Origin of the sequence: uncultured Actinomyces sp., assembly GCF_963542285.1 — a bacterium.
In the GTDB taxonomy this organism is placed as follows: domain Bacteria; phylum Actinomycetota; class Actinomycetes; order Actinomycetales; family Actinomycetaceae; genus Pauljensenia.
Map to the genome: position 1 here is coordinate 175,597 of NZ_CAUTWQ010000001.1, position 26,859 is coordinate 202,455.

At 55.2% G+C, this 26,859-nt stretch carries 22 protein-coding genes, 1 tRNA gene and 1 pseudogene; 13 read left to right on the forward strand and 11 right to left on the reverse strand.

Going from position 1 to position 26,859, the window contains the following annotated elements; genetic code table 11:
• Positions 1–34: 34 nt before the first annotated feature.
• Genes rsgA through RW023_RS00810 form a run of 3 tightly spaced genes read right to left on the reverse strand, consistent with a single transcriptional unit; the run spans position 35 to position 2,863 of the window.
• Complete coding sequence (rsgA, locus tag RW023_RS00800) at positions 35–1,105, reverse strand: ribosome small subunit-dependent GTPase A (protein WP_315579436.1); 1,071 nt, start codon at positions 1,103–1,105, stop codon at positions 35–37.
• Entirely contained in the window at positions 1,098–2,411 is a 1,314-nt protein-coding gene (gene aroA, locus RW023_RS00805; protein WP_315579437.1) for a 3-phosphoshikimate 1-carboxyvinyltransferase, read from the reverse strand. The genes rsgA and aroA overlap by 8 nt, the downstream gene beginning before the upstream one ends.
• Positions 2,408–2,863 carry a hypothetical protein gene (locus RW023_RS00810; protein WP_315579438.1) on the reverse strand — a complete coding sequence of 152 codons (456 nt, stop codon included), beginning with the start codon at positions 2,861–2,863 and terminating at the stop codon, positions 2,408–2,410. Before RW023_RS00810 ends, aroA begins: the two co-directional genes overlap by 4 nt.
• Before the next feature lie 238 nt (positions 2,864–3,101).
• On the opposite strand from RW023_RS00810, the gene RW023_RS00815 reads away from it, so the two are divergent.
• The 3 genes from RW023_RS00815 to RW023_RS08380 all read left to right on the forward strand — a co-directional run bounded on the left by RW023_RS00815 (position 3,102) and on the right by RW023_RS08380 (position 4,157).
• The gene (locus tag RW023_RS00815) at positions 3,102–3,695 is read left to right on the forward strand and encodes a sigma-70 family RNA polymerase sigma factor (protein ID WP_315579439.1); all 594 of its coding nucleotides are present in this window, start codon (positions 3,102–3,104) and stop codon (positions 3,693–3,695) included.
• Positions 3,685–3,990, forward strand: coding sequence for a hypothetical protein (locus RW023_RS00820; protein ID WP_315579440.1), 306 nt, complete (start codon positions 3,685–3,687; stop codon positions 3,988–3,990). Before RW023_RS00815 ends, RW023_RS00820 begins: the two co-directional genes overlap by 11 nt.
• 92 nt (positions 3,991–4,082) lie before the next feature.
• Positions 4,083–4,157, forward strand: coding sequence for a 50S ribosomal protein bL37 (locus RW023_RS08380; RefSeq protein ID WP_106406425.1), 75 nt, complete (start codon positions 4,083–4,085; stop codon positions 4,155–4,157).
• 70 nt (positions 4,158–4,227) lie between these two features.
• On the opposite strand, the gene RW023_RS00825 is transcribed toward RW023_RS08380, so the two are convergent.
• A complete protein-coding gene (locus tag RW023_RS00825; protein ID WP_315579441.1) occupies positions 4,228–4,830 on the reverse strand; it encodes a GDSL-type esterase/lipase family protein in 603 nt (200 codons plus the stop codon).
• A gap of 8 nt (positions 4,831–4,838) precedes the next feature.
• A complete protein-coding gene (locus tag RW023_RS00830; protein WP_315579442.1) occupies positions 4,839–8,588 on the reverse strand; it encodes a multifunctional oxoglutarate decarboxylase/oxoglutarate dehydrogenase thiamine pyrophosphate-binding subunit/dihydrolipoyllysine-residue succinyltransferase subunit in 3,750 nt (1,249 codons plus the stop codon).
• A gap of 193 nt (positions 8,589–8,781) precedes the next feature.
• Between RW023_RS00830 and RW023_RS00835 the strand changes: the two genes are divergently transcribed.
• From RW023_RS00835 to RW023_RS00850, 4 genes are read left to right on the forward strand one after another with little or no spacing between them, the layout of a single operon-like run.
• Positions 8,782–10,095, forward strand: a complete 1,314-nt coding sequence (locus tag RW023_RS00835; protein ID WP_315579502.1) for a hemolysin family protein — start codon at positions 8,782–8,784, stop codon at positions 10,093–10,095.
• A complete protein-coding gene (locus RW023_RS00840; protein WP_315579443.1) occupies positions 10,092–11,156 on the forward strand; it encodes a hemolysin family protein in 1,065 nt (354 codons plus the stop codon). The genes RW023_RS00835 and RW023_RS00840 overlap by 4 nt, the downstream gene beginning before the upstream one ends.
• Positions 11,157–11,212: 56 nt before the next feature.
• The gene (locus RW023_RS00845; RefSeq protein WP_315579444.1) at positions 11,213–12,079 is read left to right on the forward strand and encodes a M23 family metallopeptidase; all 867 of its coding nucleotides are present in this window, start codon (positions 11,213–11,215) and stop codon (positions 12,077–12,079) included.
• Positions 12,080–12,081: 2 nt separating this feature from the next.
• Positions 12,082–12,873 carry a glycerophosphodiester phosphodiesterase family protein gene (locus RW023_RS00850; protein ID WP_315579445.1) on the forward strand — a complete coding sequence of 264 codons (792 nt, stop codon included), beginning with the start codon at positions 12,082–12,084 and terminating at the stop codon, positions 12,871–12,873.
• A gap of 88 nt (positions 12,874–12,961) precedes the next feature.
• Here the strand turns inward: RW023_RS00850 and RW023_RS00855 are convergent, their stop codons facing one another.
• On the reverse strand, positions 12,962–14,377 hold the full coding sequence (locus tag RW023_RS00855) for a sodium:proton antiporter (protein ID WP_315579503.1): 1,416 nt from the start codon (positions 14,375–14,377) through the stop codon (positions 12,962–12,964).
• Between the two features lie 54 nt (positions 14,378–14,431).
• On the opposite strand from RW023_RS00855, the pseudogene RW023_RS08385 reads away from it, so the two are divergent.
• Positions 14,432–15,250, forward strand: a pseudogene (locus RW023_RS08385) (sulfite exporter TauE/SafE family protein); the annotation flags it as partial.
• A 13-nt stretch (positions 15,251–15,263) separates the two neighbouring features.
• Here the strand turns inward: RW023_RS08385 and RW023_RS00860 are convergent.
• Positions 15,264–15,336, reverse strand: a tRNA-Arg gene (locus RW023_RS00860).
• A gap of 108 nt (positions 15,337–15,444) precedes the next feature.
• Here RW023_RS00860 and RW023_RS00865 point away from each other — a divergent pair.
• Positions 15,445–15,882: a ribose-5-phosphate isomerase gene (locus RW023_RS00865; RefSeq protein ID WP_315579446.1), complete on the forward strand. Its 438-nt coding sequence runs from the start codon at positions 15,445–15,447 to the stop codon at positions 15,880–15,882.
• Between the two features lie 21 nt (positions 15,883–15,903).
• On the opposite strand, the gene RW023_RS00870 is transcribed toward RW023_RS00865, so the two are convergent.
• A complete protein-coding gene (locus RW023_RS00870; protein WP_315579447.1) occupies positions 15,904–17,133 on the reverse strand; it encodes an Nramp family divalent metal transporter in 1,230 nt (409 codons plus the stop codon).
• Between the two features lie 114 nt (positions 17,134–17,247).
• Here RW023_RS00870 and argS point away from each other — a divergent pair, with 114 nt between their 5' ends.
• Entirely contained in the window at positions 17,248–18,927 is a 1,680-nt protein-coding gene (gene argS, locus RW023_RS00875; RefSeq protein WP_315579504.1) for an arginine--tRNA ligase, read from the forward strand.
• Between the two features lie 109 nt (positions 18,928–19,036).
• Here argS and RW023_RS00880 read toward each other — a convergent pair whose 3' ends face one another.
• The 3 genes from RW023_RS00880 to RW023_RS00890 all read right to left on the reverse strand — a co-directional run bounded on the left by RW023_RS00880 (position 19,037) and on the right by RW023_RS00890 (position 23,913).
• Positions 19,037–20,455, reverse strand: a complete 1,419-nt coding sequence (locus RW023_RS00880; RefSeq protein ID WP_315579505.1) for an FAD-dependent oxidoreductase — start codon at positions 20,453–20,455, stop codon at positions 19,037–19,039.
• A gap of 64 nt (positions 20,456–20,519) precedes the next feature.
• Positions 20,520–23,012: an ATP-dependent helicase HrpB gene (gene hrpB / locus RW023_RS00885; protein WP_315579448.1), complete on the reverse strand. Its 2,493-nt coding sequence runs from the start codon at positions 23,010–23,012 to the stop codon at positions 20,520–20,522.
• Between the two features lie 10 nt (positions 23,013–23,022).
• Positions 23,023–23,913: an aldose-1-epimerase gene (locus tag RW023_RS00890; protein WP_315579449.1), complete on the reverse strand. Its 891-nt coding sequence runs from the start codon at positions 23,911–23,913 to the stop codon at positions 23,023–23,025.
• A 187-nt stretch (positions 23,914–24,100) separates the two neighbouring features.
• On the opposite strand from RW023_RS00890, the gene RW023_RS00895 reads away from it, so the two are divergent.
• From RW023_RS00895 to RW023_RS00905, 3 genes are read left to right on the forward strand one after another with little or no spacing between them, the layout of a single operon-like run.
• Positions 24,101–25,426, forward strand: a complete 1,326-nt coding sequence (locus RW023_RS00895) for a C1 family peptidase (protein WP_315579450.1) — start codon at positions 24,101–24,103, stop codon at positions 25,424–25,426.
• Between the two features lie 19 nt (positions 25,427–25,445).
• Positions 25,446–26,153 carry a gamma-glutamyl-gamma-aminobutyrate hydrolase family protein gene (locus RW023_RS00900; RefSeq protein WP_315579451.1) on the forward strand — a complete coding sequence of 236 codons (708 nt, stop codon included), beginning with the start codon at positions 25,446–25,448 and terminating at the stop codon, positions 26,151–26,153.
• Entirely contained in the window at positions 26,153–26,797 is a 645-nt protein-coding gene (locus RW023_RS00905) for a sugar O-acetyltransferase (RefSeq protein WP_315579452.1), read from the forward strand. Before RW023_RS00900 ends, RW023_RS00905 begins: the two co-directional genes overlap by 1 nt.
• Positions 26,798–26,859 lie beyond the last annotated feature (62 nt).

The window sequence follows — 26,859 nt, forward strand, 5'->3', positions numbered from 1 at the left end:
CATTGGGGGAGCACCAGAAAATTCCACCTCGAAATCAGCGTGCAGCCTTAGAAACGCGCATTGCTCCAGCAACCGCGTCTAAAAGACGACGGACGGAAGTGACCCGGGAAGTACGCCTCTGGCGTTCTGCCTCGGCCTCGGAAGGAGAAGAAGGAAGGCTGAAAGGTTCATGCCCCTGTGCCCACGCATCCAGTGCGCATGAGGGGGCATCCTCGAGGTGCGTGCACAGCGGGAGGCACCACTGCGCCGCCTCGGCGACATCGGGGAAAACGCCAAGTACATCGTCGGTATCGACATGCCCGAGTCCAAAGGAACGCACACCGGGGGTATCAACAATCCAGCCACCACCAGGAAGCTCGAAGGCTCGCGAAGAGGTCGATGTGTGGCGACCTCGTCCGGTGACCTGATTGACCATTCCCACGCTGCGCTGGGCCTGGGGAATCAGCGCGTTAATGAGCGTTGATTTTCCAACTCCAGAGTGGCCGACCAACACGGAAAAATGCCCGGCCAGAAGCTCTCTTAATTCATCAAGCCCCTGATCGCCAGCCGCAACCGAGGTGACCACTGTTGTCAGATCAAAATCCGCATACGCGCGAAGAAATTCTTCGGCCGGGGCAAGATCAGCTTTCGTGAGGCAAAGAACGGCACACATCCCCGCCTCGTGAGCGGCAACCAAACAGCGATCAATCATTCCCATTCGAGGAGGAGGATCGGCCAAAGCCGTCACAATCACCATAATCTGCGCGTTTGCAACGATAATCTTTTCTCCCTTTTGATCGGGAGCATCCTCAAGAGAGCGGCGTAGAACGCTGCTTCTTTCCTCTACAGCAACGATCCGGGCCAAAGTGTCAACGCGGCCGCTGAGATCGCCGGTCAAACGGACACGATCACCAACGACAACGCTTCCCTTTTTGAGCTCGCGGGCTAGAACGGAGCGTAGGTCGATATCCTCATAACGAACCAGGTAGCGGCCACGATCAATACCGATCACCTGGCCGATTGGCTTGCCTCCCCAATCAGGGCGAACTTTCGTACGTGGCCGCGAGCGCTTCCCGGGGCGAACCTTCACGCGCGGGTCGTCGGTGCCGATATCGCGTCTAGACATGGGCGTCTCGATTCTCCAGCATGCTCTGCCACATAGATTCAAAATTCGGAAGAGTTTTTGAGGTGCACGCGATATCGTCCACGCTCACTCCATCGATGAGTAATCCAACGATTGCAGCGAAAGTTGCCATCCTGTGGTCGGCGAAGGAGCGCAGTTTGGCGCCATGAAGTGGGCGCGGTCTAATTGTGAGGCCATCGTCAAAAACTTCGACGCAGCCGCCCAGAGATCGAATGGAGTCCGCGATGGCTTCCAAACGATCAGTCTCATGCCCGCGAAGGTGCGCGATTCCGGTGAGAGTAGATGGGGTTTGCGCAAAGAGTAGGAGCGCAGCAAGGGTCGGAACCATCTCGCCCATTGCAGACATATCGCAGGTGATTCCTTGGAAAGTCCCCGGGCCTTGACCGTCAACAACCAAGGTTCCGTTTTCGCTTCCTTCGAGAATAAATTGGGTCTGGATCCCCATGCGTTCAAAGAGCTCTGGCCACATTGCCCCCGGCTGTGTGGAGCTCACGGGCCAATGAGGGATAGCGAGACTTCCGCCGCTCAGGATTCCCGCGCACAAGAAGGGACCCGCATTTGAAAGGTCCGCTTCGATTTTGATTTCCGAGGCCGTGGGCTTGCCTTCCTCAATTCTCCACTCGCTTCTGCTGGTCTTTGACCAGGTAATCCCGCTTGCTCGCATCATGTCCAATGTCATGTTGATATGAGGAAGAGAGATCAGTTCGTGCTCGCTGCGAATGATGGCTCCGCCAAGGAGAGGAGCGACCAACAGCATTGCAGAAAAGAATTGAGATGACGCCGAGGCATCAACGGTGACCGTACCGGGGTGGTAGCGGAGCGGTCCTTTAATGGTGAAGGGGAGGTGACCGCGCTCTGAGTGATAGGTGATGTCTGCCCCCAGATTTTCAAGGACATCGAGAAGGGCGCCGAGGGGGCGCGCATAGGCTTGTTTGTCGCCGTCAAAGCGCGTGGGGATAGGGGAGAGCGCAGCCAGGGGAGGAAGAAAACGCATCACAGTTCCTGCAAGGCCGCAGTCGATCTGCCGTTCTTCTCCGGTAGCTGAGCGGATTTCCATAGGTATCACGCACGCCGACATCTCACCAATAAATGAGATCTGCGCGCCTAAGGTCACTAGGGCCTCGGCAAAGAGATCTGTGTCCCGGGAACGCAACAGTCCGTGGATGGTACAGGGTGAAGAACCGGTTGCTGCAAGGTAGAGAGCCCGGGCAGTTTGAGATTTTGAGCCCGGGATTTCAACCTGAGTGTTGAGTGGCTCGTGTACGCGGGGTGCGTCCCAGTGCTTCACTGTCCAGAGCCTGCTGCAATCGCCTGCTGAGAAAGTGCGCGGCGTTTCTCATCGCGACGCCAGGCAGCACTTGGGCGACCGCGTCGGTCCATCCCTGCAAAAACAAGCCCTGCACAATTTGCAAGCTTGAGACCGAGTGAAGTGCGATCTTCGTGGTTAATAATCGCCATGGGAAGAGCGATCCCTGCCAGGAGTGCAGCGGAGGTGCGGGGGGCTTTGCCAACGGCGAAAGTGACGGAGGCAGCCAAGGCTACGCCCGCACTGATGCGTGCGGCGGAACGCAGGTAGGGGTCGATGTCATCGATCTGTGTCGAATCCTCAACTTTGTTGAAAAGCGGGCGAAGTCTTTCGAGTTTAGCTGCATGCTGATCGGGGTGGATCAAGGCATCAAGTGCGTCTAGGGCAAGGGGTGCAACCAACAAGGGACGTGCGATACCGCGAAGAATAGACATATCCCTATTGTGTCAAAAAATACTCAGGTACACCGGTTTCCACGTCGACAAAAATGGGCAATTTTGGCTACGGCCGGAATATGGAGCGGAATAATTTGCTAGCGCAGGCGTTAGTGTGGATATGCAAAGCGATGTGAGAGTGGCTCAGCGCCCGCGGATCAGGGGAAGGCAAAAGCCTCGCCCTGATTTTGCGCGTCCACTTTCCTATCCTAGGTTTTCGCGATTAGCCTTGACATCGATGAGTGATACACAAGAAATCAGTCAAGAGGAAAAGGACCGGCTTTTTGCCGAACAAGCCCTTCCTCTGGTCGATCAGCTCTTCGGTGCGGCGCTGGGGATGACGCGCAATCGTGCCGACGCAGAAGATCTCGTTCAAGAGACCTTTATGAAGGCCTACACGAAGTTCCACCAATATCAGCAAGGAACGAACATTAAGGCCTGGCTGTATCGGATTTTGACGAACACGTACATTACCCAGTACCGCAAGGCACAGCGTTCGCCACAGCGAAGCGGTGGTGAAGACGTTGAGGACTGGCAGTTGGTAGCGGCTGCCTCGCACGACGAAAAGGGGCTTGTCTCGGCGGAAGCCGAAGCTCTGGATAATATTCCGTCAGCTGAGCTTCGTTCGGCTCTTGAAGCTTTGTCTGAAGATCAGCGTGTAGTCGTGCTTCTGTCTGATGTTGAAGGTTTTGCCTATAAAGAAATTGCCGAGATGCTTGACATTCCCATTGGGACTGTCATGTCACGGCTTCATCGAGGGCGAAAGAATCTTCGCGACAGCCTATCTGAACTTGCGGCGGAATACGGTATTGGGGGACACCATGCAGATTGATGATTATCGTGCTTGTCAGGAATTACATGACCACCTCTATGAGGTCATTGACTTTCTTGACCGAGAGGGCTGCCAAGAGCACATCACGACTGACTGCCTGAAGGATCCCGCTCTGCGCGCACAGCTGCTTGAACACATTTCACGCTGTTCCCACTGCCAGGAATCGATGTACACCGAGCGTTATGTTCGCTCGCTACTGGCACACTGTCTTGACGAACCCGCACCCGCGTCCCTTCGAGCACGGATTGTCTCCAAGACCTGCGTGACGGTGAGTTGGAGCTCGATAGAATCGTGAGTTTCGACTCGCAGGGTACTCTCTGTTTGGAGAAACGCTGTGGGTGTGAAAAACTGTACAGGTTGGATATCTCAGTTTTAGAGGAGACGACAATGTCGAAGAGGGGTCGTAAGCGTCGCGATCGTCGTAAGCACGGCGCGAACCACGGCAAGCGTCCTAACGCCTGAACCGTGTTTTAAACGGGTGTGGGGTCCGATGTATCGCGTCGGACCCCACATTTTATCTCCGCTGGATTTCTTAGGATTCGGCTTCTTGGGCGCCAATCCACTCAAACCACCCTTGATGCAGAACAAGCCAGGCCATCAGTGCAAAGCCAGACTGTCCGGGCATCGATGCCCCACGGGCACTGCGTACGGATGAAGACGCCATATCTTCAAACCACTGGTCATGAGCGACTAGGGGAGTATAGGTATCAACAAAGGGGATATCTCGGCGTTCACACACTTGCTGACACGACAGTGAAAGTTCCTTCACCGCAGAGGATTGCACACCGGCAAGCGGGGGCGGACCAACGACCATCGAGGGGATCGCCAAAGTTGATGCTCGGTCAGTAATATTCGCCAAATTGAGACGCGATCGGGGAGTTGAAATCCCAGCCGGAATATCACTGCATCCAACAGCAATGATCAGCGCGCAAGGCTCGTCGGGGGCAAAGCGATACACGACCTCGTCCTCCCAGCGTGCAGCAAGCTGCGAGGTCGTTTCTCCCGGAACAGCCAATGTCATGACGGTTGGGGGAGAGGGGAACTGGGAACGTGCCAATACCCGCCCAACCCAACCGAGGCCTCGGGGATCTCCCATGGGGGTAATGAGTTCATCGCCGATAATACAGATTCGCATAACGCCCCCTACGCGAATGCCCGGCGCATGAGCTCTGCGGCCTGTTCGCGATGCAGACTTGCTCGCCCGGCGGCGGTCGTTGCGCTCTCTGGACGAGAAACCAAAGTCGGTGCAATTCCTAGCTCGGGGAACAAATTCAATGCGAAGTGAGGCCAAACTCCTTGGTTCTTTGGCTCATCTTGGAGCCAAAGGAGTTCGGCATTCGGGAATGCAGACAGAACCTGACGGAGCTCCTCAGTAGGAAGCGGATAGAGCTGTTCAACGCGAATAATCGCAGTATTCCACGCACCGCGCTCTTCCCGCTCATGGATCAGATCGTAGTAGATCCGCCCTGAGCACAAAATCACCCGCGACACACGGTTTGTCTCTACCCGCGAATCGACTTCGCCGTACACGGGAGTGAAGGAACCGGTGGTGAATTCCTCGAGACGTGATGATGCTGCATGCAGCCGCAGAAGCTGCTTCGGGGTGAAGGCGATGAGTGGCTTACGAGGCCTCTTGTAGGCCTGAGTGCGCAGCATGTGGAAGTGGTTCGCCGGGGTAGAGGGCTGAACAATCCACATGTTGTTCTCCGCGGCGAGCTGTAGGTATCGCTCGATTCGTGCAGACGAATGGTCTGGACCTTGGCCCTCTTGGCCGTGCGGCAAGAGCATGACCAAGGACGAACGCTGTCCCCACTTTGTTTCCGCGGAAGAAACAAACTCATCGATGACCGTTTGAGCGCCAATCGCAAAGTCTCCAAACTGTGCTTCCCACAAAACCAAAGCTTCGGGGCGCTCGATCGAGTAGCCATACTCATAGGCCAATACCGCATACTCCGACAGTGGTGAATCGAAAACATCGAAGTTTGCCTGATCTGGAGTGAGGAAGTGTAGGGGAGTGAACTCACGACCGTCTTTGTGATCGTGCAAAACTGCATGGCGCTGGACGAATGTCGCACGTCGTGCGTCCTCGCCTGAGAGACGAATAGGCGTCCCCTCCATCAACAAAGTGCCAAAGGCCAGGAGCTCCGCGAAACCCCAGTCAATCGGGGCATGACCAGTTGCCATTTCCTGACGCTTCTGGCACAGCTTCTCAAGCTTGGGATGCACGGTGAAATCAGGCGGGAAATTCACATAGGCATCACCAATACGCTCGAGCGCCTCGGGGCTGACTGCCGAAGACCAGCCAATCATCATTCCCGCGCCGGGAAGTTGGCTTTCGGGAACCTGCCACTGATCATCTTCTAAGTGGCGTTCTTGCTGCGGGGCCCAACCGTGCTCACGGGTGTGCTCAAGGATTTCGCTGAGCTCGGCCTCGTAGGCGCGGATCGATGCGCGGGCTTCTTCATCGGTTAACTGGCCACGGCCAACTAGGTTACGGATGTAGACCTCACGGGTGGATGGAAGCTTTGAAATGAGCGAGTACATGACCGGCTGCGTCATTGAAGGATCGTCGCCCTCATTGTGGCCGCGGCGGCGGTAACAGGTCATGTCAATGATGACATCCTTGTGGAAAGCCTCTCGGAAATCCAAAGCCAATGCAGCTACGCGGACTACTGCCTCGGGATCATCACCATTGACATGGAAAATCGGGACCTGCAGACCCTTGGCCAAATCGGTTGGGTAGCGCGTTGAACGACCCGAAGCTGGACCGGTCGTAAAACCAATCTGATTGTTCACAATGACGTGAATGGTTCCGCCAGTGCGGTAGCCGGTTAGCTGAGACATATTGAGAGTCTCTTGAACGACGCCCTGGCCAATGAAGGCAGCATCGCCGTGAATGAGTAGTGGAACCACGGGGAAATCAGGATCACCCAAGACATCCTGCTTCGCGCGAACAATGCCCTCAAGGACGCCGTCAGCAGCCTCGAGATGCGAAGGATTTGCCGCAAGAGAAATCTTCGTTGCTACGCCGTCTTCAGAGGAATATACGCCTTCGGTACCCAGGTGGTACTTGACGTCGCCAGAGCCTTGGACAGTGCGTGGATCCTGATTTCCTTCGAACTCGGAGAAAATCTGGGCATAGCTCTTCCCAGCAAGATTTGCCAGAACATTCAAGCGCCCGCGGTGAGCCATTGCAATGGCAACCTCGTGGATTCCGCGATGTGCAGCCTTATTCAAGATCTCGTCCAAAAGCGGGATCAGCGACTCGCCGCCTTCCAGAGAGAAACGCTTCTGGCCCAGGTACTTTGTCTGCAAAAACTCTTCGAAAGCCTCAGCGTGAACGAGGGTTGAAAGAATTCGGCGCTGTTCCTTAGCAGAAGGTGCTTCAAAGGGGCCTTCAATGCGTTCTTGGACCCACTGTCGCTGGTTTGGGTCCTGAATGTGCATGTATTCGATACCGATAGAACGAATATAGGTATCGTGCAGGCGGGCAAGCAGATCGCGAAGCAGCATCTGCTCGCTTCCACCGAAGCCGCCCGTGGGGAATGAGCGATCCAAGTCCCAGACGGTCAAGCCGTAGCTTGAAAGGTTCAAATCGGGGTGGCGGCGGACGCGATAAGCCAAGGGATCGGTATCTGCTGCCAAATGGCCTCGTGAACGATAGGCCTGGATGAGCTCGGCAATACGAGCGGGCTTGCCCTTTTCGCGCTCCAGATCGTATTCGAAGTCTGCTTCCCACAGGTAGGGAGGAACTGGGATATGAAGCGCTGTAAACACACGGTCATAGAAACCGTCGCGTCCGCTGAGTTTGAGATCAAGGAGGCGTAGGAAATCACCCGAAGCGGCGCCCTGGATTACGCGATGATCGTAGGTAGAGGAGACGAACATCGTCTTGCCAATGCCCAAAAGGGCAAGTTTACGCGGAGAAACTCCCGCAAATTCCGCTGGGTAATCCATCGCGCCTACACCGATGATGACACCCTGGCCATTCATCAGGCGCGGAACGGAAGTTGTTGTTCCGATCGTTCCGGGGTTCGTGAGCGTGACTGTCGCGCCCTGGTAGTCTTCAGCGCTGAGTGAGCCGGCTTTCGCGCGTGAAATGATGTCCTGATAGGCCTCGACGAAACCGGTGAAGGTCAGAGTATCGGCCTGATGAATCACGGGGACTACAAGGCGGCGTTCACCCGCGTGCTGGATATCGATCGCCAGTCCAAAACCGACGTGTGCGCGCTCGTCGATAGCCGGCTTGCCATCGTTGAGTGAGTAGCGGACATTCATCTGCGGCATTTCGCAGAGTGCCTCGACAATCGCGTAGCCGATGAGGTGGGTAAATGAAACCTTGCCACCAACCGTGCGTGCAAGGTGCGCATTGATGACCGAGCGATTTTCAATGAGGATCTTTGCCGCAATTTGACGTTGGGAAGTTGCTGTTGGGATGGTGAGTGACTCATCCATGTTGCGAGCCGTTGCGCGAGCAATGCCCTTCAACACATGGAGTTCATCTTGGGTTTCTGCCTGTTCCGACAAAGACGAGGCAACTGGGGAAGTGCGGTGAATACGCGCATAGGGTGACGAGGCCTGGGCGGATTGCGCCGGAGGTGCGGGAGGAAGATCGGAGCGCGTCACCGAAACTTCCGGCTGCTCCGTTTCCGGATTGTCCTCGTGAGCGGCCAACGCGGCCTCGGCGCTGACGACCGCGGTGGGCTGAGTGGGGAGAGGAGCTTGGCTTCGGTGGAGCTGTGCCGGGACGGTATCGCCCTCAAAATAGGCGCGCCAAGATGCATCGACACTGAGTGGATCGCTCAACCACTGCTGACGCATTTGTTGAACCCATTCGTGTGAACGTGGGGAGTCCGCCACCGTTACACCATCCTTTTCCCTGAACACGGCCATGTGAGTCTTGACATCATTTTAGGCCCTCACGTCCAGAATGCCTTTTCCTACGTGGGCCTTTCTCACACTTCGAAGATGGGTGAGTCCAGATAGACTGGAAGAACCATGGATAGTGACAGTTGTTGCCCTGACCAAAGTTCGATGCGTGTTCACCACCAAATGGTGGGAGGCCAGCGTGCTTCTTGATATCGCAATGCTCCTTTTAGGAGTGATCCTCACTGCGGGTACCTTCATCTTTGTTTCCGCCGAATTTTCTCTTGTTGCCCTTGACCAGGCCGTAGTTGAAAGTCGCGCAGCTGCGGGTGACGCCCGGGCACGTCAGGTGGGACAGGCCATTAAGAACCTCTCGACCCAACTTTCGGGTTCGCAGGTTGGCATCACCTTAACGACGATTCTCTTGGGGTATACCACTCAATCGGCGCTCGCGGATCTTCTCACGAAGGCGGGAGTTGGACTTGGGCTATCAACTGCTATTTCTTCGGCTGTTGGAGTGGGTGTCGCAGCTGTCATCATCAATGTTATGTCCATGGTTTTTGGCGAGCTTGTTCCGAAAAACCTAGCACTGGCCCATCCCTTGAAGACCGCGGGACGTGTTGTCCCCTTTAACACTCTCTTCACTATGATCTTCAAGCCGGTGATTGTTGTCCTGAATTCCTCCGCCAATGGGATATTGCGTCTTCTGGGCGTAGAGCCTCAAGAAGAGCTTTCATCTGCACGATCGGCATCAGAATTAGCTGCGATGGTTCGCCACTCGGCCCAAGAAGGGACATTGGATACCTCGACGGCCTCGCTTTTCACGAATTCCATCCGCATCACTGAACTCACTGCCGTGGATGTCATGACCGATCGCGGGCTTCTTCACACGATTCCCGATGATGGCTATGCCTCTGATGTCGTCCGTGCCGCACACGAAACCGGGCATTCTCGTTTCCCTGTGATTGGCGAGGATCGTGACGACATCATCGGTTTTGTCTCATTGCGCAGGGCTGTTGCGGTTCCCTATGAAAAGCGCGACGAGGTTCCGGTCCTCTCGTCTTCTCTTCTGGCAGATGCCCCACGCGTCCCTGAGACCTTAGATCTGGCGACTCTTTTGGTTCAGTTGCGTGAAGAAGGCTTGCAGATGGCAGTGGTCGTTGATGAATACGGTGGTGTCTCTGGAATTGTCACTCTTGAAGACGTCGTCGAGGAGATCGTCGGCGATGTTGCTGATGAACACGATCAACGTCGCCTCGGTATTCGTCCTCGTCCTGATGGGTCCTACCTTGTTCCGGGACGCCTGCGGATTGATGAACTCGCGCAGAAGATTAAGATTTTCCTTCCTGATGATGGGCCCTATGACACTCTTGCAGGCCTGATCATGACTGAGTTGGGAACGATCCCACAGGTTGGAGATCGATGCGAAGTTGCTGGCGTGCGCCTCGAGGTCATTCAGATGATGGGCAGGCGTGTCATGCAGGTGAGCGTTGTTCCGCCCGTTCACGAGGCCGAAGGCGAGGTGCTCCTGTGAATAGCACCCTTGCTTTAGTCCTCACCGTTCTTTTACTAGCGATGAATGCCTTCTTCGTCGCGGGCGAATTTGCGACGACCTCCTCTAGGCGTTCCCAGATTGAGCCTTTGGTGGAAGAGGGGGTTCGAGGATCACGCTACGCACTCTTTGCCTTAGAGCACGTGTCCTTGATGCTGGCAATCTGTCAGTTGGGCGTGACCGTAGCTTCAACCTCTTTGGGTGTGGTCGCTGAACCAACTTTTGCCGCAATGGTTGAGGGGCCCATGGAAAAATGGGGGATGCCGCATTCGTGGATACACGTTGTTGGCTTCACCTTTTCTTTGGTCTTAGTGCTCTTCCTCCACGTTGTCTTCGGCGAAATGGTTCCAAAGAACCTTTCAATTGCGAATCCACAGCGTCTTCTTCTTGTCCTTGCTCCGATTCTGGTCAATATCGGCCATGTCATTCGCCCGATCATTCATGCTATGGATCACTTGGCAAATTGGTTCTTACGCGTGGCGGGAGTTGAACCAAAGTCAGAGATTTCTGCGACCTTCACCATCGAAGAGATGGCGACCATTGTTGAACATTCTCAGCAAGAGGGAATGATTGATGATGATCTGGGCTTGCTCTCTGGAACCCTAGAGTTTTCTACTGAGAACGCCTCTGATGTCATGGTTCCGCTGAGCGAATTGGTGATTCTGAATGCTGAGTGCACTCCCGAGGATGTTGAGAAGGAAGTCGCGCGTACTGGTTTCTCGCGATTCCCCGTTGCCGACGACTCCGGAGCACTGAGCGGATATATTCACCTTAAGGACGTCTTGTATGCCGAGGGCTCTGAGCGATTCGAACCTGTCACTTCATGGAGAATCCGCAAGATGGAAGCGGTCTCTATGGAAGCTGAGATCGAAGATGCTCTGCGCCATATGCAGCGTGCGGGCGCCCATCTCGCAGAGGTTATTGGGAAGGACGGAAACATTCAAGGAGTGCTCTTCCTTGAAGACATTCTTGAGCGTCTTGTCGGTGAGGTCCGTGATGCACTTCAACGCGATTCGCTTCCGGGGGCTCATCGCCAAGCATGAGCGCTAGGACACAAGTACCTGCGTGAGTGAAAAATATTTGGGATGATTAAAAAGTTATGACGACACCAGCACCGAACTTACCCACGCGACGCCAGCGCGCCCACGAGCGCGCGCAGCGTGCGCAGGTTGATGCTACCCAGGTTCTTCCCGCTAAACCTCTGGGACGAAAGCGCGGTAGAGCTGGTCGCCTTCTTGTGCGTTCCAGTGTTCTTCTTGCTTTAGGGGCAATGACCATTGCGGTTCCGCTCAGTGGTTTTCTTCGTCCCGACGTTTCAATCTCTATTCCTTCGCGTCAGTTCGGCGCAGCAACTGGTTCGCAATCGTGGGCCTCTGATTCTCAAGGCGTCTTGCTTTCTTCCGGCCTCAATGCGCAGGTCGATGCTGCCTCGCGATCGCGGGTGCGTTCGCCGCTCATGGTTCAATGCGTCGGTGATGGGGGCGGTGCGGCTGACGGTACGCGCACTTTGACGAAGGCGGATACGATCTACTGGCCTCTTCAAGAGGGGACCTACCAAATCACCTCGCCTTTCTCGATGCGCATTTCACCCGTCTCGGGAACCATGCTCATGCATGAAGGCGTCGATATGGCCGCCCCGCTTGGGACTCCAATTCATGCGGTATTCGCTGGAGAGGTGACGGAAGTTTCAGAGAATTCTCGTTCTGGAGCTCTTGTGACGATTCGCCATACGGCCAGTGATGGAAGCGTCTTCTATTCTGCTTACCTTCATCAGTACATGAAGGATATTAAAGTCAAGGTTGGCCAACAGGTTTCAGCTGGCGAGCAAATTGGAGCCGTTGGATCAAATGGCTGGTCTACTGGACCGCACCTTCACTTTGAGATTCATAATTCTTCAGATCAACCAGTTGATCCGGAGGAGTGGATGGCGGACCATAAGGCGGTCCACATTGGTAAGGAGTGCTAAGCATGTATCGGGTTGTGGGCGATGGGCCGATTATTCTTGCGCATCGAGGCGGGGGAGCAGAAGGACCTGAGAACACCCCAGAAGCTTTTGAAGCGCTACGTAATATTCAGGTTTACCACGTTGAAACTGACGCGCATTTAAGCGCCGATGGTCAGGTTGTTCTCAACCACGATCCCGAGGTTGATCGTACGTATCCGGCAAGCGGAAAAATCCGTGAAATGAATTGGAGCGAGCTGCGCGAATTGCGCGGTGTTGACGGTGGGCGAATGATCCGCTTGGCCGAAGCCTTGAATGAGTTTCCCGACATGTATTTCAATATCGATGCGAAGAGTGAGGAAGTTGCGCTTCCTTTGCTTGAAGTTATTCATGAACATGATGCGCTTGGACGTGTCTTAGTTGCTTCCTTTGACGAATCACGGCTGCGTCGCCTGCGTCGTTTGGAGCCGCGTCTGGTCACATCAGTGGGCGTTGGTGCGGTTAGTCGTCTTGTTGCAGCTTCACAGCTCGCGCAGCCGGCCAGACGTCTTCTTGTCCCAGGGCCTCTTGAAGGGGTCTGGGCGGTTCAAGTTCCTGAGAAGATGGGGGTGCTTCGAGTTGTCGATCGCCGCTTTGTTGCTACGGCGCATGCATTGGGGTGTGCCGTGCATGTCTGGACCGTCAACGAGGAAGAGCAGATGCATCGTCTGCTAGATCTTGGCGTTGATGGAATCATCACGGACTATCCAACAAGGGCTCGCAAGGTTCTTGAAGAACGAGGTCAGTGGCATTCGATTGCACCGGCAAATGCCGAATAGACAACGATAGGGAAGCATAAAGCTTGTGGGAGGCACCCGAGGTGCCTCCCACAAGCTTGTCTATGACGGTCGGTGTTGCCTTTAACGCTTAGGCATCAATGCCCTGGGTGCGGGTTGCCAATTCAATGGTACGGGCACGTGCGATTCGCCAGAATGAAATCCCTACTAACACGACGGCCAGTGCGATACCTGCGATGCGGACCCAGCCACTACCAATGAAGATCATCGCCATGGCCGCAAGCTCGGGAACAAGCAACATGAATGAATTCACAATGTAGCGACCGAAACTGGGCATTTCGACGCCGTCGGCCTCGGCCACGGATTTGACCATGAAGTTCGGACCATTGCCAATGTAGGTAATAGCGCCGCATAAAACTGCGCCCAAGGAGATCGGGATCAGATAGACCTCGGGAACTCCGGCAATGAGCGTTCCATCCCCGCCTAGAGTCTTTGCCATTTCAAAGAAAGTCATATAGGTCGGAGCATTGTCCAAGACCGAGGACAAGGCCCCCGTAAAGACGAAGAAAGTTCCGCGGTTGAGGGGAAGAGAAGGCGCAACTTCTTCGAGGACGCGCAATGCGGGGGCCATGGTCGCAAAGATCCCGATGAAGAGTGCAGCAACTTCGGCAATGGGGGACCACTGGAAGGAATTTTCTTCGTAGCGGACCTTTTTATTGCCAACAGTCAGCGAAAGCCCAGCGGCCATAAGCATGACGATCTCGCGCCACGGAACTAACTCGGTGCCGTGCGCATGACCTTCGATGATGGCCTCGGCATCCCATGAGGGAAGGAAAGCAACGGAGCAGATGATCGCTGCGAAGAACAAAAGATTAATTGTACCGTGCAGGCGCAGAGGTTCGATGTCTTCGTTGTCCTCTTCGATAGCCAGCTTAGGCTCCGACGCATAGTACAGGCGATCAAGCGAATAGTACGAGAGGAGAAGGATTCCAAGGACGAATGCCCATTCCTTCCACAGGTTCAGCGTCCACGTAAAGGGAACGCCGTTGAGGAAACCAAGGAAGAGCGGCGGGTCGCCAAGTGGAGTGAGTAAGCCACCGCAGTTAGCGACGATGAAGATCGTGAAGAGAACGGTGTGGACCTTGTTCACACGCTCGCGGTTGGTGGCAAGTAGGGGACGGATCAACAGCATTGCCGCGCCGGTTGTCCCGATGAAGGATGCCAGGATGCCACCAATTGCCAAGAAGATTGTGTTGTTCCGGGGGGTTGCCCGAATGTCACCGGCCAGGTGAATGCCACCCGAGACCACGTAGAGTGAAAACAGAAGGCAGATGAATTGGAAGTATTCAATCCCCGTGTCGATCAGCGGAGCGCTTCCGGCCTTCCAGAACATCCACAGCGTCGTCGGAACTGCCAAGATCAGTGCGACGGTGAGCTGAGAGGAATTGCGCTCCCACCAGTGTGAGGTGGCGGGAATAAGTGGCAAAACCGCGATAGATGCGAGCATTGCGACAAAGGGAAGTAGAGACCACAACGGGTATTCCACAAGAACTCCTTGACGGTGAATCTGGTTGGCACTCTGCCTCATTCATCCTAGGCTATGGCGCTGTGTGGGGCAGCAAGTATCTTCCTATGCGATCGGCGCGCCTATGATGGAGTTCGTCGAGGAGGTTCAATGTCCCAGAGCGTGCGCGATGTCGCGCTGCTGATTGTTGCCGGTTTATTTGCGGGCTCACTCTCAGGTTTATTTGGAATTGGTGGTGGAACCGTCATTATCCCCGCGCTCATGGCGGTCGGCTATTCTCAGCGCGAGGCCTCGGCCTCAAGTTTGCTAGCCATCGTTCCAACGTGCATTTCCGGGGTGATCTCCTATGCGGCGGTAGGTAGAATTGCGTGGATTCCTGCGCTTCTGATGACCATGGGTATGTTGCTTGGTGTGCAAATGGGGACATGGATGCTTGCGCGACTATCTGAGGGTGTTCTGCGCTGGGGGTTCGTCGCATTCATCGTGACATTGATTGTGATCCAGGTAGTGTATATCCCCGCTCGCGAGGGGGTTCTCGACATTACCCTCCCGGTGGGAACAGTACTGTTCCTACTGGGATGTTTGTGTGGTTTTCTTGCCGGTTTGTTGGGAATTGGTGGGGGAGCAGTTGCGATACCCGGACTGACCCTTCTAGGTATGTCTGACCTAGGTGCTCGTGGAGTATCGATGGTCGTGATGCTTCCGGGTGCACTCAGTGGAACAGTGACGAATTATCGACGAGGCCTTGTACGCATTGGTCCCGCATTGATCGTTGGTTGCACGGCTGTGTGCGCAGTTCCTTTTGGAGCATGGTGTGCCAGGCTTCTGTCGCCTCGCGTTGATGCCTTGCTTTTTGGTACGTGGTTTGCGCTGCTCTTGGTGCGTTCCATTATTGTGGCGCGAAAAGTGCCCCGAACAGGATTCGAACCTGCGACCTTTCGCTCCGGAGGCGAACGCTCTATCCACTGAGCTATCGGGGCAACCGCCCCAGTTTATCAGTCTTTAGCCCGAGCTCAAACGCTAGTGCATACCCGGATCAGGCCGTATCATGAAGGGGTTCCCCCTCTTCAACGTGAATGGAAATATACATGCGCGTCCATATTGCAACTGATCATGCCGGATTCGAACTGAAAGAACACCTGGTGAAAGTCCTTCGTGATGTGGGATATGAGGTTATCGATCATGGTGCAACAACCTATGATCCCAACGATGACTACCCGCAGATGTGTATCGAAGCCGCCGAAGGTGTTGTTTCAGATCCCGGTTCTTTGGGTGTAGTCATTGGTGGTTCAGGAAACGGCGAACAGATGGCCGCAAACTTGGTCAAGGGCGCGCGTGCAGCACTGGTATGGAATGAAGACATTGCCGTGCTTGCTCGTGAACACAACAACGCGAATGTTATTGCCGTCGGGGCTCGTCAGCACTCGAAGGAAGACGCCACCCGCTTTGTTTTGACCTTCTTGGAAACGCCTTTCAGCGAGGATGAGCGTCACAAGCGTCGCATCGCAGTGATGGACGCGTACTAATACCCGATCGGACGCTGTCGCTTAGCTCTGACCGGTAACGGTCAGGTAGACCAACAGAATATTGAGAAGAATAATTGCCGCTGCAATCACAGATGCCACTGCGATTGTCAGCGGCTTATTCACATATTCGCCCATGAGCTTCTTATTTCGCGTCAAATACATGAGCGGCACAATGGCAAAGGGGATGCCAAAGGAAAGCGCGACCTGCGAGAGTACCAATGCCCATGTCGGTTCTGCCCCCATCCCGAGGATGATCAGGGCCGGGATAATCGTCACCAGGCGGCGTGCCAACAGCGGGACGTTCACGTGGAGGAGACCGTTCATGATTTCTGAACCCGCGTAGGCGCCCACCGAGGTCGATGCTAAACCTGATGCCAGCAGGCCAAGAGCGAAGATGGTGGAAACGGTGCCTCCCAGGGCGTTTGCGATCGCATGGTAGGCGCCTTCGATGGTGTCGGTTCCTTCAACTCCAGACAAGGCCGAGGCAGCAAGAAGGAGCAGGCCAATATTGACGATTCCGGCAATGCTCAGTGCCCACAAAATATCGTGGCGAGTTGCGCGAAGAAGCGCACGCTTATGGGGTCGTTCGACTTCTGGATCGGTGTGGTGGTCGTTGACCAAGGAAGAGTGCAGGTAAATCGCGTGGGGCATGACAGTTGCGCCAAGCATCGAGGCGGCGACCAAGACTGAGTCGGTGCCCTCGAATCGGGGGATCAGCCCGCTTGCAACTTCAGACCACTGTGGTGGTGCGAAGAAAAGTCCTGCTAAGAATCCTGCGGTAATAACGACAAGCATCCCGATGATCACTGCTTCAAAAATATTCTGGCGATGTCCTTGGAAGAGCAGGATAACGATGGATGCGGCACCAATGATGACACCGGACCACAAGAGGGGAATTCCGAAGAGAAGGTTGAGTGCGATTGCTCCACCAATAACTTCAGCGAGGTCGGTTGCCGCTGCGACGACTTCCGCTTGGATCCAGAACAGAATTCGATTGTGCGGACGAAGGCGTTCACCAAGGAGTGCAGGGAGTGATTTTCCAGTGACAATGCCCAATTTTGCTGAAAGGTATTGGACAAGCATGGCTGAGAGATTTGAAAGAACAAGCACCCATACCAAGAGATAGCCGTAGCGGGCACCCGCAGTGATATTCGCGGCGACATTGCCGGGGTCCACATAGGCAATTGCTGCAATAAATGCCGGACCCATCAAGGCAAATAGTCGATGCTGCCTGAGACGATGACCACTCATTTTCTATCTCCACAGATCGAAACTTTCGTATAACCGAACTTTACTCCAGATTTTGTGAGGTGTCACAGAGTTTCAGTGTGGCATGGGAGCAATCGAAACGATTACCCTTAAATGGTGACTCCAGAAGAACTTGCATCTCATATCCACGACCTTTTGCTTGCTGAGATCAAGCAGGGCAACTTGGCTCTCGAGCCCGCAGACCTTCCCGAGACGGTGAAGGTTGAGAGGCCTCGTAACCGTGACCATGGCGACTGGGCCAGCAATATTGCCATGCAATTGGCGAAGAAGGCGGGAATGAACCCGCGTGACTTTGCCCAGATCCTCGTCAGTGACCTCAATGAACTCGAGGGCATTGATAGCGCCGAAATCGCTGGTCCCGGCTTCATCAATATTCGTCTTGCCGCTGCCTCTGCAGGCGAGCTTGCCCGCACCATTGTCGAGGCCGGTGGAGCTTTCGGCCGTGGCGAATCCATGAAGGGGCTGCACATTAACTTGGAGTATGTCTCCGCCAACCCCACAGGTCCGGTTCACCTGGGTGGTGCACGCTGGGCGGCCGTGGGAGATTCCCTCGCTCGCCTGATGAAGGCATCGGGAGCGAAGGTAACTCGCGAGTACTACTTCAATGATCATGGTTCGCAGATCGATCGTTTCGCGCGTTCTCTCTATGCGCGCGCGATGGGCCAGGAGGCGCCCGAAGATGGTTACGGCGGCCAGTACATTGCCGATATTGCTGCGCAAGTACGTGAAGACGCTGTCGCAGCAGGGGAACCCGATCCGGTCACTCTTCCTGAAGAAGAAGCTGTTGAGGCATTCCGCGCACGTGGTGTCGAGCTGATGTTCGATGAAATCAAGCAGCGCCTGCGTGATTTCCGCTCTGAATTTGACGTTTTCTTCCACGAAGATTCGCTTCACAATTCGGGCGCTGTTGACGCTGCAATTGAAACTTTGCGTCAGCGTGGCGAGGTCTTTGACCAAGATGGAGCCGTGTGGCTGCGAACGACCTCTTACGGCGATGACAAGGACCGTGTTCTGATTAAGTCCGACGGTCAAGCAGCGTACTTCGCCGGTGATGTCGCCTACTACCTTGATAAGCGCCGTCGCGGTGCCGACGTTGCCATCTACCTACTGGGCGCAGATCACCACGGCTACATTGGTCGAATGATGGCGATGTGTGAAGCATTTGGCGACAAGCCCGGTGTTAACATGCAGATTCTCATCGGCCAGATGGTGAACCTGGTTAAGGACGGCGTCCCGGTTCGTATGTCCAAGCGTGCTGGAACCATCGTTACCCTTGACGACCTCGTCGATGCCGTTGGCGTGGACGCTGCCCGTTATGCGCTGGTTCGAGTTTCCATGGATTCCAACTTGGATATTGATTTGGATCTGCTGGGATCTCGCACGAACGAAAACCCTGTCTACTACGTTCAGTATGCGCATGCCCGTACTCGCAACGTTGCGCGAAATGCAGCTGAGCACGGTGTTACGCGCGATGCTGGTTTTAACCCTGCAGCACTGGATACTCAGGCTGATAGTGATCTACTGGGTGTCCTCGCGCAGTTCCCTGCACAGGTCGCACAAGCTGCGGATCTACGTGAGCCTCACCGTGTTGCTCGCTACCTAGAGCAGCTCGCCGCTGCTTACCACACCTGGTATGGCCAGTGCCGCGTTACTCCTCGTGGAGACGATCCGGTTGATGAAGGACATGTTGCACGCCTGTGGCTCAATGATGCTGTAACGCAGGTCCTGCGTAGCGGTCTGGATCTTCTCGGTGTTGAGGCTCCCGAGCGTATGTGAGCTCAGTCTGATAGACGCAGTTGGCCCCGCAGTTTCGCTTGAAACTGCGGGGCCAACCCGTTTCGATCCTTAGAGGGATCGCAGATGCTCTGCCGAGCGTGCGTCCAGCTTAGGCAAGAGAATCAAAGAGGATGTTGAGTCCTTCTCCCATTGTTGGGTGGGCGATGGGAAGCATGCGGAGCTGCTCATAGGTCATGCCCGCGCTCATTGCTACTTGAACGGCGGTGATAACTTCACCGGACTGAGGGCCGACAAGCGTTGCACCCAAAATTGTGTGGGTCTTTGCATCAACGATGGCCTTCCACTTACCGGTCGTATCGCGCATGGTCTTTGCTCGTGGAATTGCCGCAGTATCGATCGAAGCGACAAGGACATCCAGTCCCTGCTCTTTAGCTTCGGTTTCGTTCATTCCGATACGTCCAAGCTCCGGTTCGGCAAAGAGCGCCCAAGGGATGAGACGTCCGGCCTTTGAAGTCCGTGGATCGTCCAAGGAGACTCCGTCCATCTGTTCGCGGATGATCCGGTAGTCGTTCCACGAGGCATGGGTGAACATGGGCGTGCCTGCGCAGTCGCCTGCAGCCCAGACACCATCGAGATTGGTGCGCAGATGGTCATCAACGCTAATGAAGCCTCGTTGATCGAGCGTCACTCCAGCTTCTTCAAGACCAATTCCCTTTGTATTGGGGATACGCCCTGCAGCGACCAGCACCTTTTCGGCGCTCACGCTACTACCATCAGATAGCTCGACGGTGATCGCATTGTCCTGCTTTGAGCCGGACTGTGCGAGAACGCCGGTGAGGATTGTGACGCCCCGATCCTGCAGGCTCTTTTCGTAGATTGCTGCGATATCGGGATCTTCACGGTCAAGGATGTGGGGGCCGGAAGCAACAACCGTCACCTTGGATCCGAAGCTTGTCATCATGGAAGCAAATTCGATACCGATGTATCCGCCGCCAATGATGACAAGGGATGAGGGAATCTCTTCCACTCGCAGGATATCTTCGCTGTCCCATGCTCCAGCTTCCCAGAGCCCAGGAATTGGAGGATGCGCGGGGCTGGTTCCCAGATTGAGCAGGACGCGCTCGGACTGGAGTTGGCGCAGTGTCCCATCTTCAAGCTTGACTTCAACGCTGTGCGCGTCCAAAAGACGAGCGCTTCCACGCATGAAATCGATTCCTGGCGCAGCGAAGAATTTTTCGTGTGCGGCAACCATTGCCGAGACGATACCTTCCTTGTGTGCGCGCAGTTTTTCTACGTTGATGTAAGCACCAGAGGTGCCCTCGATTCCAAAGGTGGCGTCACTGCGAGTGTCTTCCATGCGGCGCGCTGCGGCGACCAATGATTTAGTGGGGATACACGCCACGTTAATGCAGGTGCCACCGATAAACTGTCGTTCGATCAGGGCAACCTTCCAGCCTTTTTTGGCGCGATTCATCGCCAGTGACTTTCCGGCCTTCCCGCCTCCAACAACAATGAGGTCAAAGTTCTCCACGGTGTCTCCTTTACTGAGTGGAGCGATCCTTCGCATCTCGTAGAACGAAGCAGGATACGACATCATTCCGGCCAATAAGTGATGGTGAGGCGCTTCACTTTTATCTCGTTGATGTGCGCTTCGTTCGTGCTGTCGGAGCAACCGAGAATGGATCTTCAGGCCAATGGTGTTTGGTATAGCGGCCTCGAAGCTCGGATCGAACCTGCTGGTAGGGCCCTTTCCAGAAGGATTCAAGATCACTGGTAATGGCCACAGGACGTCCTGCGGGATCCGTGAGTTCGATGCGCAGTGGAAGTCGGCCATCCATGAAACGGGGAGAATCAGTCCACCCAAATGCTTCTTGAACGCGAAGAGAGACACGTGCGCCCTCGTGATCCCATTCCACGCGCCGTTGCGCGCCGGTTGGGATTGTGATTTGTGTTGGTGCTTGACGGTCAAGCTCCCTATTCAATGGCCAGACTAAGAGGGAGGCCAGAGCGTCATTGAGGGACAGCTCTGCTAGAGGACGACCGTCACTCCACTGATCTGCCAAGAATGGCCCGCAGGAAATGATGAAGTGTTCGTCATCAACAAGAGGCCAAGGATCTCCCAGAAACTCTCGGCATTTGAGAATTCTCAGTTGTAGCTGTGACGCGCTTTGGCTCCACGGCAGATCTTCAACGCTCATCTTCGCCAACTCCGTGAGAGCAAACGAGCGCATTGCTTCGCGATCAGGATTTAGATCACGGGTACTGTGTAAGGTCACAGCCCCGAGTTTTTCCTCGATAACTGCAAGGATTCGGCCACGGTCAAGCGTCAAGCGCGAAACAGATTTATGTAAATAGGATGCAGCCGTGCAAGCAGTGTCTTGGTCAAGAGGAAGCGCCGAACGAATGATTCCATCGCGGGTGGTTGATTGTAGATCGGTTATTGCAAGCCATGTGCTTCCCTCTAAAGCTGAAGATTGTGGAAGCGATGCGCCTACGCCAGAAACAAGAAGATAGCGAGCACTTCCCTCACGTCGACGTGCAAGACGAAGTGGAAATGCGCGAGAGATAAAGTCTGACATAGCAGCTGCGACTTTCGCACGTGACCGTGTATCCCACGTAGGGTGGGGATCCTGGCACATACGCGCGGCAGTTTCTTCAATGCGGGCAGCTTGAGCACCGCTGAGAGGAAGCGAATATAGACAGCTCAGTAAGTCGCCTCCCTTTGGACGTAAATCTTCAGAGATTACAGCCGCACAAAGCGCCGCAATTTCTCGCGGAATCTCATCATGAAGAGTACTCAGTGCGTGGGCAAGGCGAGGGTCTACCGGGGAGAGCGCAAGTGAACGTCCGTGGGGTAGGGCCTGTCCGTCCTCGTCGATCGCACCCAAAGCCTCTAGGGAGGAACGCGCATACTCCTCAAGGCCTCGGCTGGGGGTATCAAGAAGACGGACAGAGGAGAAGTCTGCGCGCGACCAGCACGCCACGGAAAGCAAAGGCGGAACGGGGTCACAGATTGTGATCTCGGGGGAGGGCTGGGACGGGCGCATCGCCCATCCCGAGGATTCCATGGCTCGAATACACACTCCTGGACCGAGGCGCCCCGCTCGCCCCGCGCGTTGAACCATTGAGGAACGAGGCGAAGGCACCGTGACCAGTGAAGTCGCCTCGCGAGCGGGGGAGAAGCGTGTATGCCTGCTCAATGTTGAATCAATGACGATCTGGACTCCCGGGACCGTGAGTGCACTTTCTGCAATAGAGGAAGAAACAATGATTCGTCGTGAAGGTGAAGAAGAAAAAATCTCATCCTGGAGCGAAGGAGACAGCTGGCTGTGAAGTGCAATGACCTGTGCATTCACTCCCTCAAGGAATTCGCAGACCTTGGATATCTCCCGCATACCTGGAACGAACACAAGCGCGTCTCCGGGATAGCGTTCCAGCGCCCGCGCAACAAGTGCAGCGATATGACGAAGGAAAGGAATACTCACCCTCTCGCCCTGGAAATAGTCGATACCGCGCGGCGGCGCTTCCCAGACAATATCAACTGGATGAAGCTCTTGATTCAGTTCAAAAACCCGAGGCGAAAAATCAGCGAGAAGGCTGCGAAGGGCGTCAATGTCGACGGTCGCAGACATGATGACCAAGCGAAGGTCTTCGCGCAGAACCTCGCGAATATCGCTCAGGAAGGCGCACGCAAGATCACTATCGACCGCTCGTTCATGAAACTCGTCAAGAATGACACAACCGATTCCCTGCAATTCTGGGTCAGAGTGAATCATTCGAGTCAAGACACCGGGGGTAACGAATTCGATGCGCGTTGACGTGCTTCGCTCGCTTTGACCGCGGACGCTAAACCCAACAAGGTGGCCAACGCGGTCATCCACTAACTGGGCCAAGCGGCGAGCACAGGAACGCGCGCTCACGCGCCGTGGTGAGCACACAAGGACTCGCTGGTGGGGCTCAAGAAGCTCTGCGCAGGCAAGGGGAATAAGAGTCGTCTTTCCGCTACCAGCGCTGGCGGAAATGATTGATACGCTGCCTAAGTTGCATGAGCGCAGAAAATCAGGAAGCAGCTGAGAAACGGGTAAATCACTGGCCCGAGAAATTGCATCCTGAAAGCTCAACACCGCTTCAGTATTACATGCTCTCTGACAGTCCGCGGATGGACAGCGACAGACGGTGACGTTGGCCGGGGGCCAAAGAGATGAGATCAATTCCCGAATTGAAGGCATCGGGCGGACACGTCATTGGTTCAACCGCGATGCCTGGACGGCCAAGGGCATCTGCTGTATGGATTTGAACCCACGGGGTATTGGAAGCCAAGGCTGTGCCTTCACCCTGCGTATTCGTCACACGCACTTCCCAATCCCCGTGAAGGCCGCCGTAACAGTGGTCGATGAAAAGATCATCAACCATACGGGGAACGCGGAAGTCGTATGTAGTGCTGACGGGGTTGATGCCCGTTGGCAGGAGATTTTCGTCAGTATCGACAATGCGCGAAGCCGGAAGGCTCAGTATCGACTGATTAGCGGTGGCGCCGCCCAGAAGATAGGGGTGAAGAGAGGCCCCATAGGGCGCAGGAGAATCCCCTAGGTTCTTTGCCGACAACTCAATATTTAGGCCACTTTCTGGATCTAAACGTAGATCGAGGCGGGCTGTGAGAGGCCAGGGATAGGACTCTTGAGCTGCAATAAAGCTTTCTAACCTCACGTGAGATGCCGTAGCGTCAACAATCTCCCACGGAACCCACCCCGCAAGCCCGTGCAGCGCCGTGCCAGTCCCACGGTCATTGATGGGCAGCAGGTATTCCCTGTCTTCCCACGAATAACGTCCATCGGCAATCCGATTAGGCCAAGGAAGAAGCATTTTTCCAGACCAGCCGGGCGCAACTTCGGTCACCTTATGAGGAAGAACAAGGTTTCGCCCCTTCCACTTCAAGGACGAGATCCCAGCACCAACGGTGACGACGCTCAGGGAATAGTCCCCGGCCTCGCACGAAAGCTCGCGACCAGACGCATGGAAACTCATAGCAACACCTCACTGTGGCTTGTACAGAGGAAACTGTACCAGTTCAGTCTAAGTGGGAAAGAAGGCGTGTTCCTAAGACTTCAGGCCCTTCCTTGTTCATGGACAGAAGCGGGGAGATGCCCCTTGGGAGCGTAGTATGGAGGAAGCAAAGATGCTTAAAGTACTAGTCAAGTGATAGGACGGGAATATGCCTGAGATCTCCAACGACCTCCTGATGCAACTGCGCGAAGAGGAAAGCGCCAAGGTCGCGCTGGCCAGGAATGCCGCAACCCAAGTTGGAATTGAAGCCGCTTCTTTGAACCGCGAAAAGATTCAGCACACTTCTACGGCTGTTTCACACCGATTGGATGATTGGAAGGCAACCTCTCAGAAGAAGTCCGGTCGCTGCTGGCTCTTCTCCTCGTTGAACTTCCTGCGCTCGCGGGCACGCGAAAGCCTGGGGGTCAAGAACTTTGAGTTCTCCCAGAGCTACGTCTTCTTCTGGGATAAGTTCGAACGTGCCAACTGGTTCCTGACAGACATCATTGCTACTTCGGATGAGCCCGTTGATGGCCGTCTTGTTCAGTTCCTGCTGGGCGATGTTTTGGGTGATGGTGGCCAGTGGGATATGGCTGTTTCGGTCTATATGAAGTATGGCTTGGTGCCCAAGGAAGTCATGCCTGAAAGCGAGGCATCAACCAACTCGCGTCCCATGAATGCGCGCCTGCGCGCAGTGCTCCACATTGGTGCTCTTCGTCTTCGCGAGGCCATTGCTGCCGGTGCGAGCGCTGAGGAAGTCGATACTCAGCGTCGCAAGATTTTGGCCGATGTGTGGAAGATTCTCGTTGTCTGCCTGGGCGAACCTCCCGTGCGTTTTAACTGGCAGTGGCGTGATGATGAGGGCAACTTCCACCGCGATGGTGAGATCACCCCTCATGAGTTCTACGAGCGCCACGTGGGCGTGGACCTGAGCGAGTACATCTGCCTGGTTGATGATCCTCGTCCTGAAAACCCGAAGGGATCGATGGAAACTGTCGAGCACCTCGGTAACGTCGTTGGTGGACGTCCGATTCGCTACCTGAATGCCCCCGTTGAAGAGATTAAGCGCATTGCAGCTGCACAGATCGCAGCAGGTGAGGCTGTCTGGTTCGGTGCCGACGTCTCCCAGCCTTATGATCGTGGCCTCGGCTTCTTTGTGACCGGTATCCATGACTACGACGGTCTCTTTGATGTCGATTTCAGCTCGACGAAGCTTGAGCGGGTGCGCTCGGGCGAGTCAGCGATGGACCATGCGATGCTCTTTACCGGAGTTGACCTTGACGAGGCGGGAAACCCTCGCGCGTGGAGGGTTGAGAATTCTTGGGGTGACGAACCTGGAGATTCCGGCTTCTTCACCATGGATGATCAATGGTTTACCGATAACGTTTTCGAGGTCGTTGTGCCTAAGAGTGCGCTTCCTGAAGACCTAGCTGCCGCAGTGGATTCTGAACCCATCGTTTTGCCCGCATGGGACCCCATGGGAACTCTGGCCTGATTGATATCAAGGAGACGAGATGAGTCGCCTGACCCTTCTGGTCAGTGCCCTGACCGATCACCGCGCCACTTGCCGGGAACAGGCATTACTGGAGGCATTGCAGGGGAGTGTTCTGAGCAGCGCTGTCGCTACCTGGGATGTGCGATTGCACATTGCGGATAGCGATCCTCGCTTGCCCGAGCAGCTTGTTGAAGGTGCCGATGCAGTGATCATCTTGGGAGGACCAGATGTTGCTCCCGAGTTTTACGGCATGGATTCTGGTTACCCCAGAGAAGGCCAGCATTGGCCAGAAGGCGATCGGCGACAAATCGCGTTAGTCCAATTGTGCCGCGAACGGCATATACCGCTTCTTGGAATTTGCCGCGGGCATCAGGTGATAAACGTTGCTTACGGCGGCACCTTGATTCAAGACATGGATGGCCATGAGAGCCCGACTCTTCTTGATGACCAACGTTTTGCGCGTCACCAGGTTGTCGTAGATGAAGGATCAGTCCTGATTCGTGCCGGCTTTGGCCACGAGCTCACGGTTAGCTCAGCGCATCACCAGAGTATCGACCGAGTGGGAGAAGGGCTGCAGGTAAGTGCGCGTAGCAGTGACGGCGTGATCGAAGCAGTTGAGGATCCAAATAGCCGGATTCTTGGCGTTCAGTGGCATCCCGAGGATCCGCGTTCGGATCGATACTCAATGGAATTGCTGCTTGCGCTATTGCGGAATTGGGATAGCTAATGCGCCAGCATGGAAATTTCGAGGCCGATGGGCGTAATAATTGGGAGAGGATGCTCGCGGGGGATTGGTATATCGGAGATCACCCGAAAATGGCTGAGGTTTCACAGCGCTCGCAGCGCCTGTTGAAACTCTACGAGCAGGCACTTCCAGAAGATCCTGATATTGCACACTATCTTCTTCAGCAGATCCTCGGCAGCGTGGGGGAACGGGTGACAATTCGTCCGCCTTTTCGCGTTGACTACGGATTTAATATTCATATCGGCGAGGGGGTCTGGGTGAACTATGGCTTGACCGCGCTCGATGTTGCAGAAATTCGTATTGGTAATGACGTTCTTATCGGTCCGAATTGTCAGTTACTGACTCCCGTTCATCCCTTGGAACACGGGCCTCGCCGGGCGGGGTGGGAGAGCGCTGAGCCCATCACTATTGAAGATAATGTGTGGCTGGCAAGCGGGGTAACAGTATGCCAGGGAGTGACAATTGGCCACGACTCGGTAGTCGGAGCCGGATCGGTTGTTACCCGCTCACTTCCGCCTTATAGCTTGGCCGTGGGTAACCCTGCTCGCGTGATCCGTGAGCTGCGTGAGGGGGAGGACTTACAAGGCGCCTTGGGTTCGCTTTCCCAGGACCCCAGTACTGAGTAGAACTTTCGGTGTGAGAGAGGCTTGCGCACCTGCCATTCGATATGCGTGCCGACGATATGCGT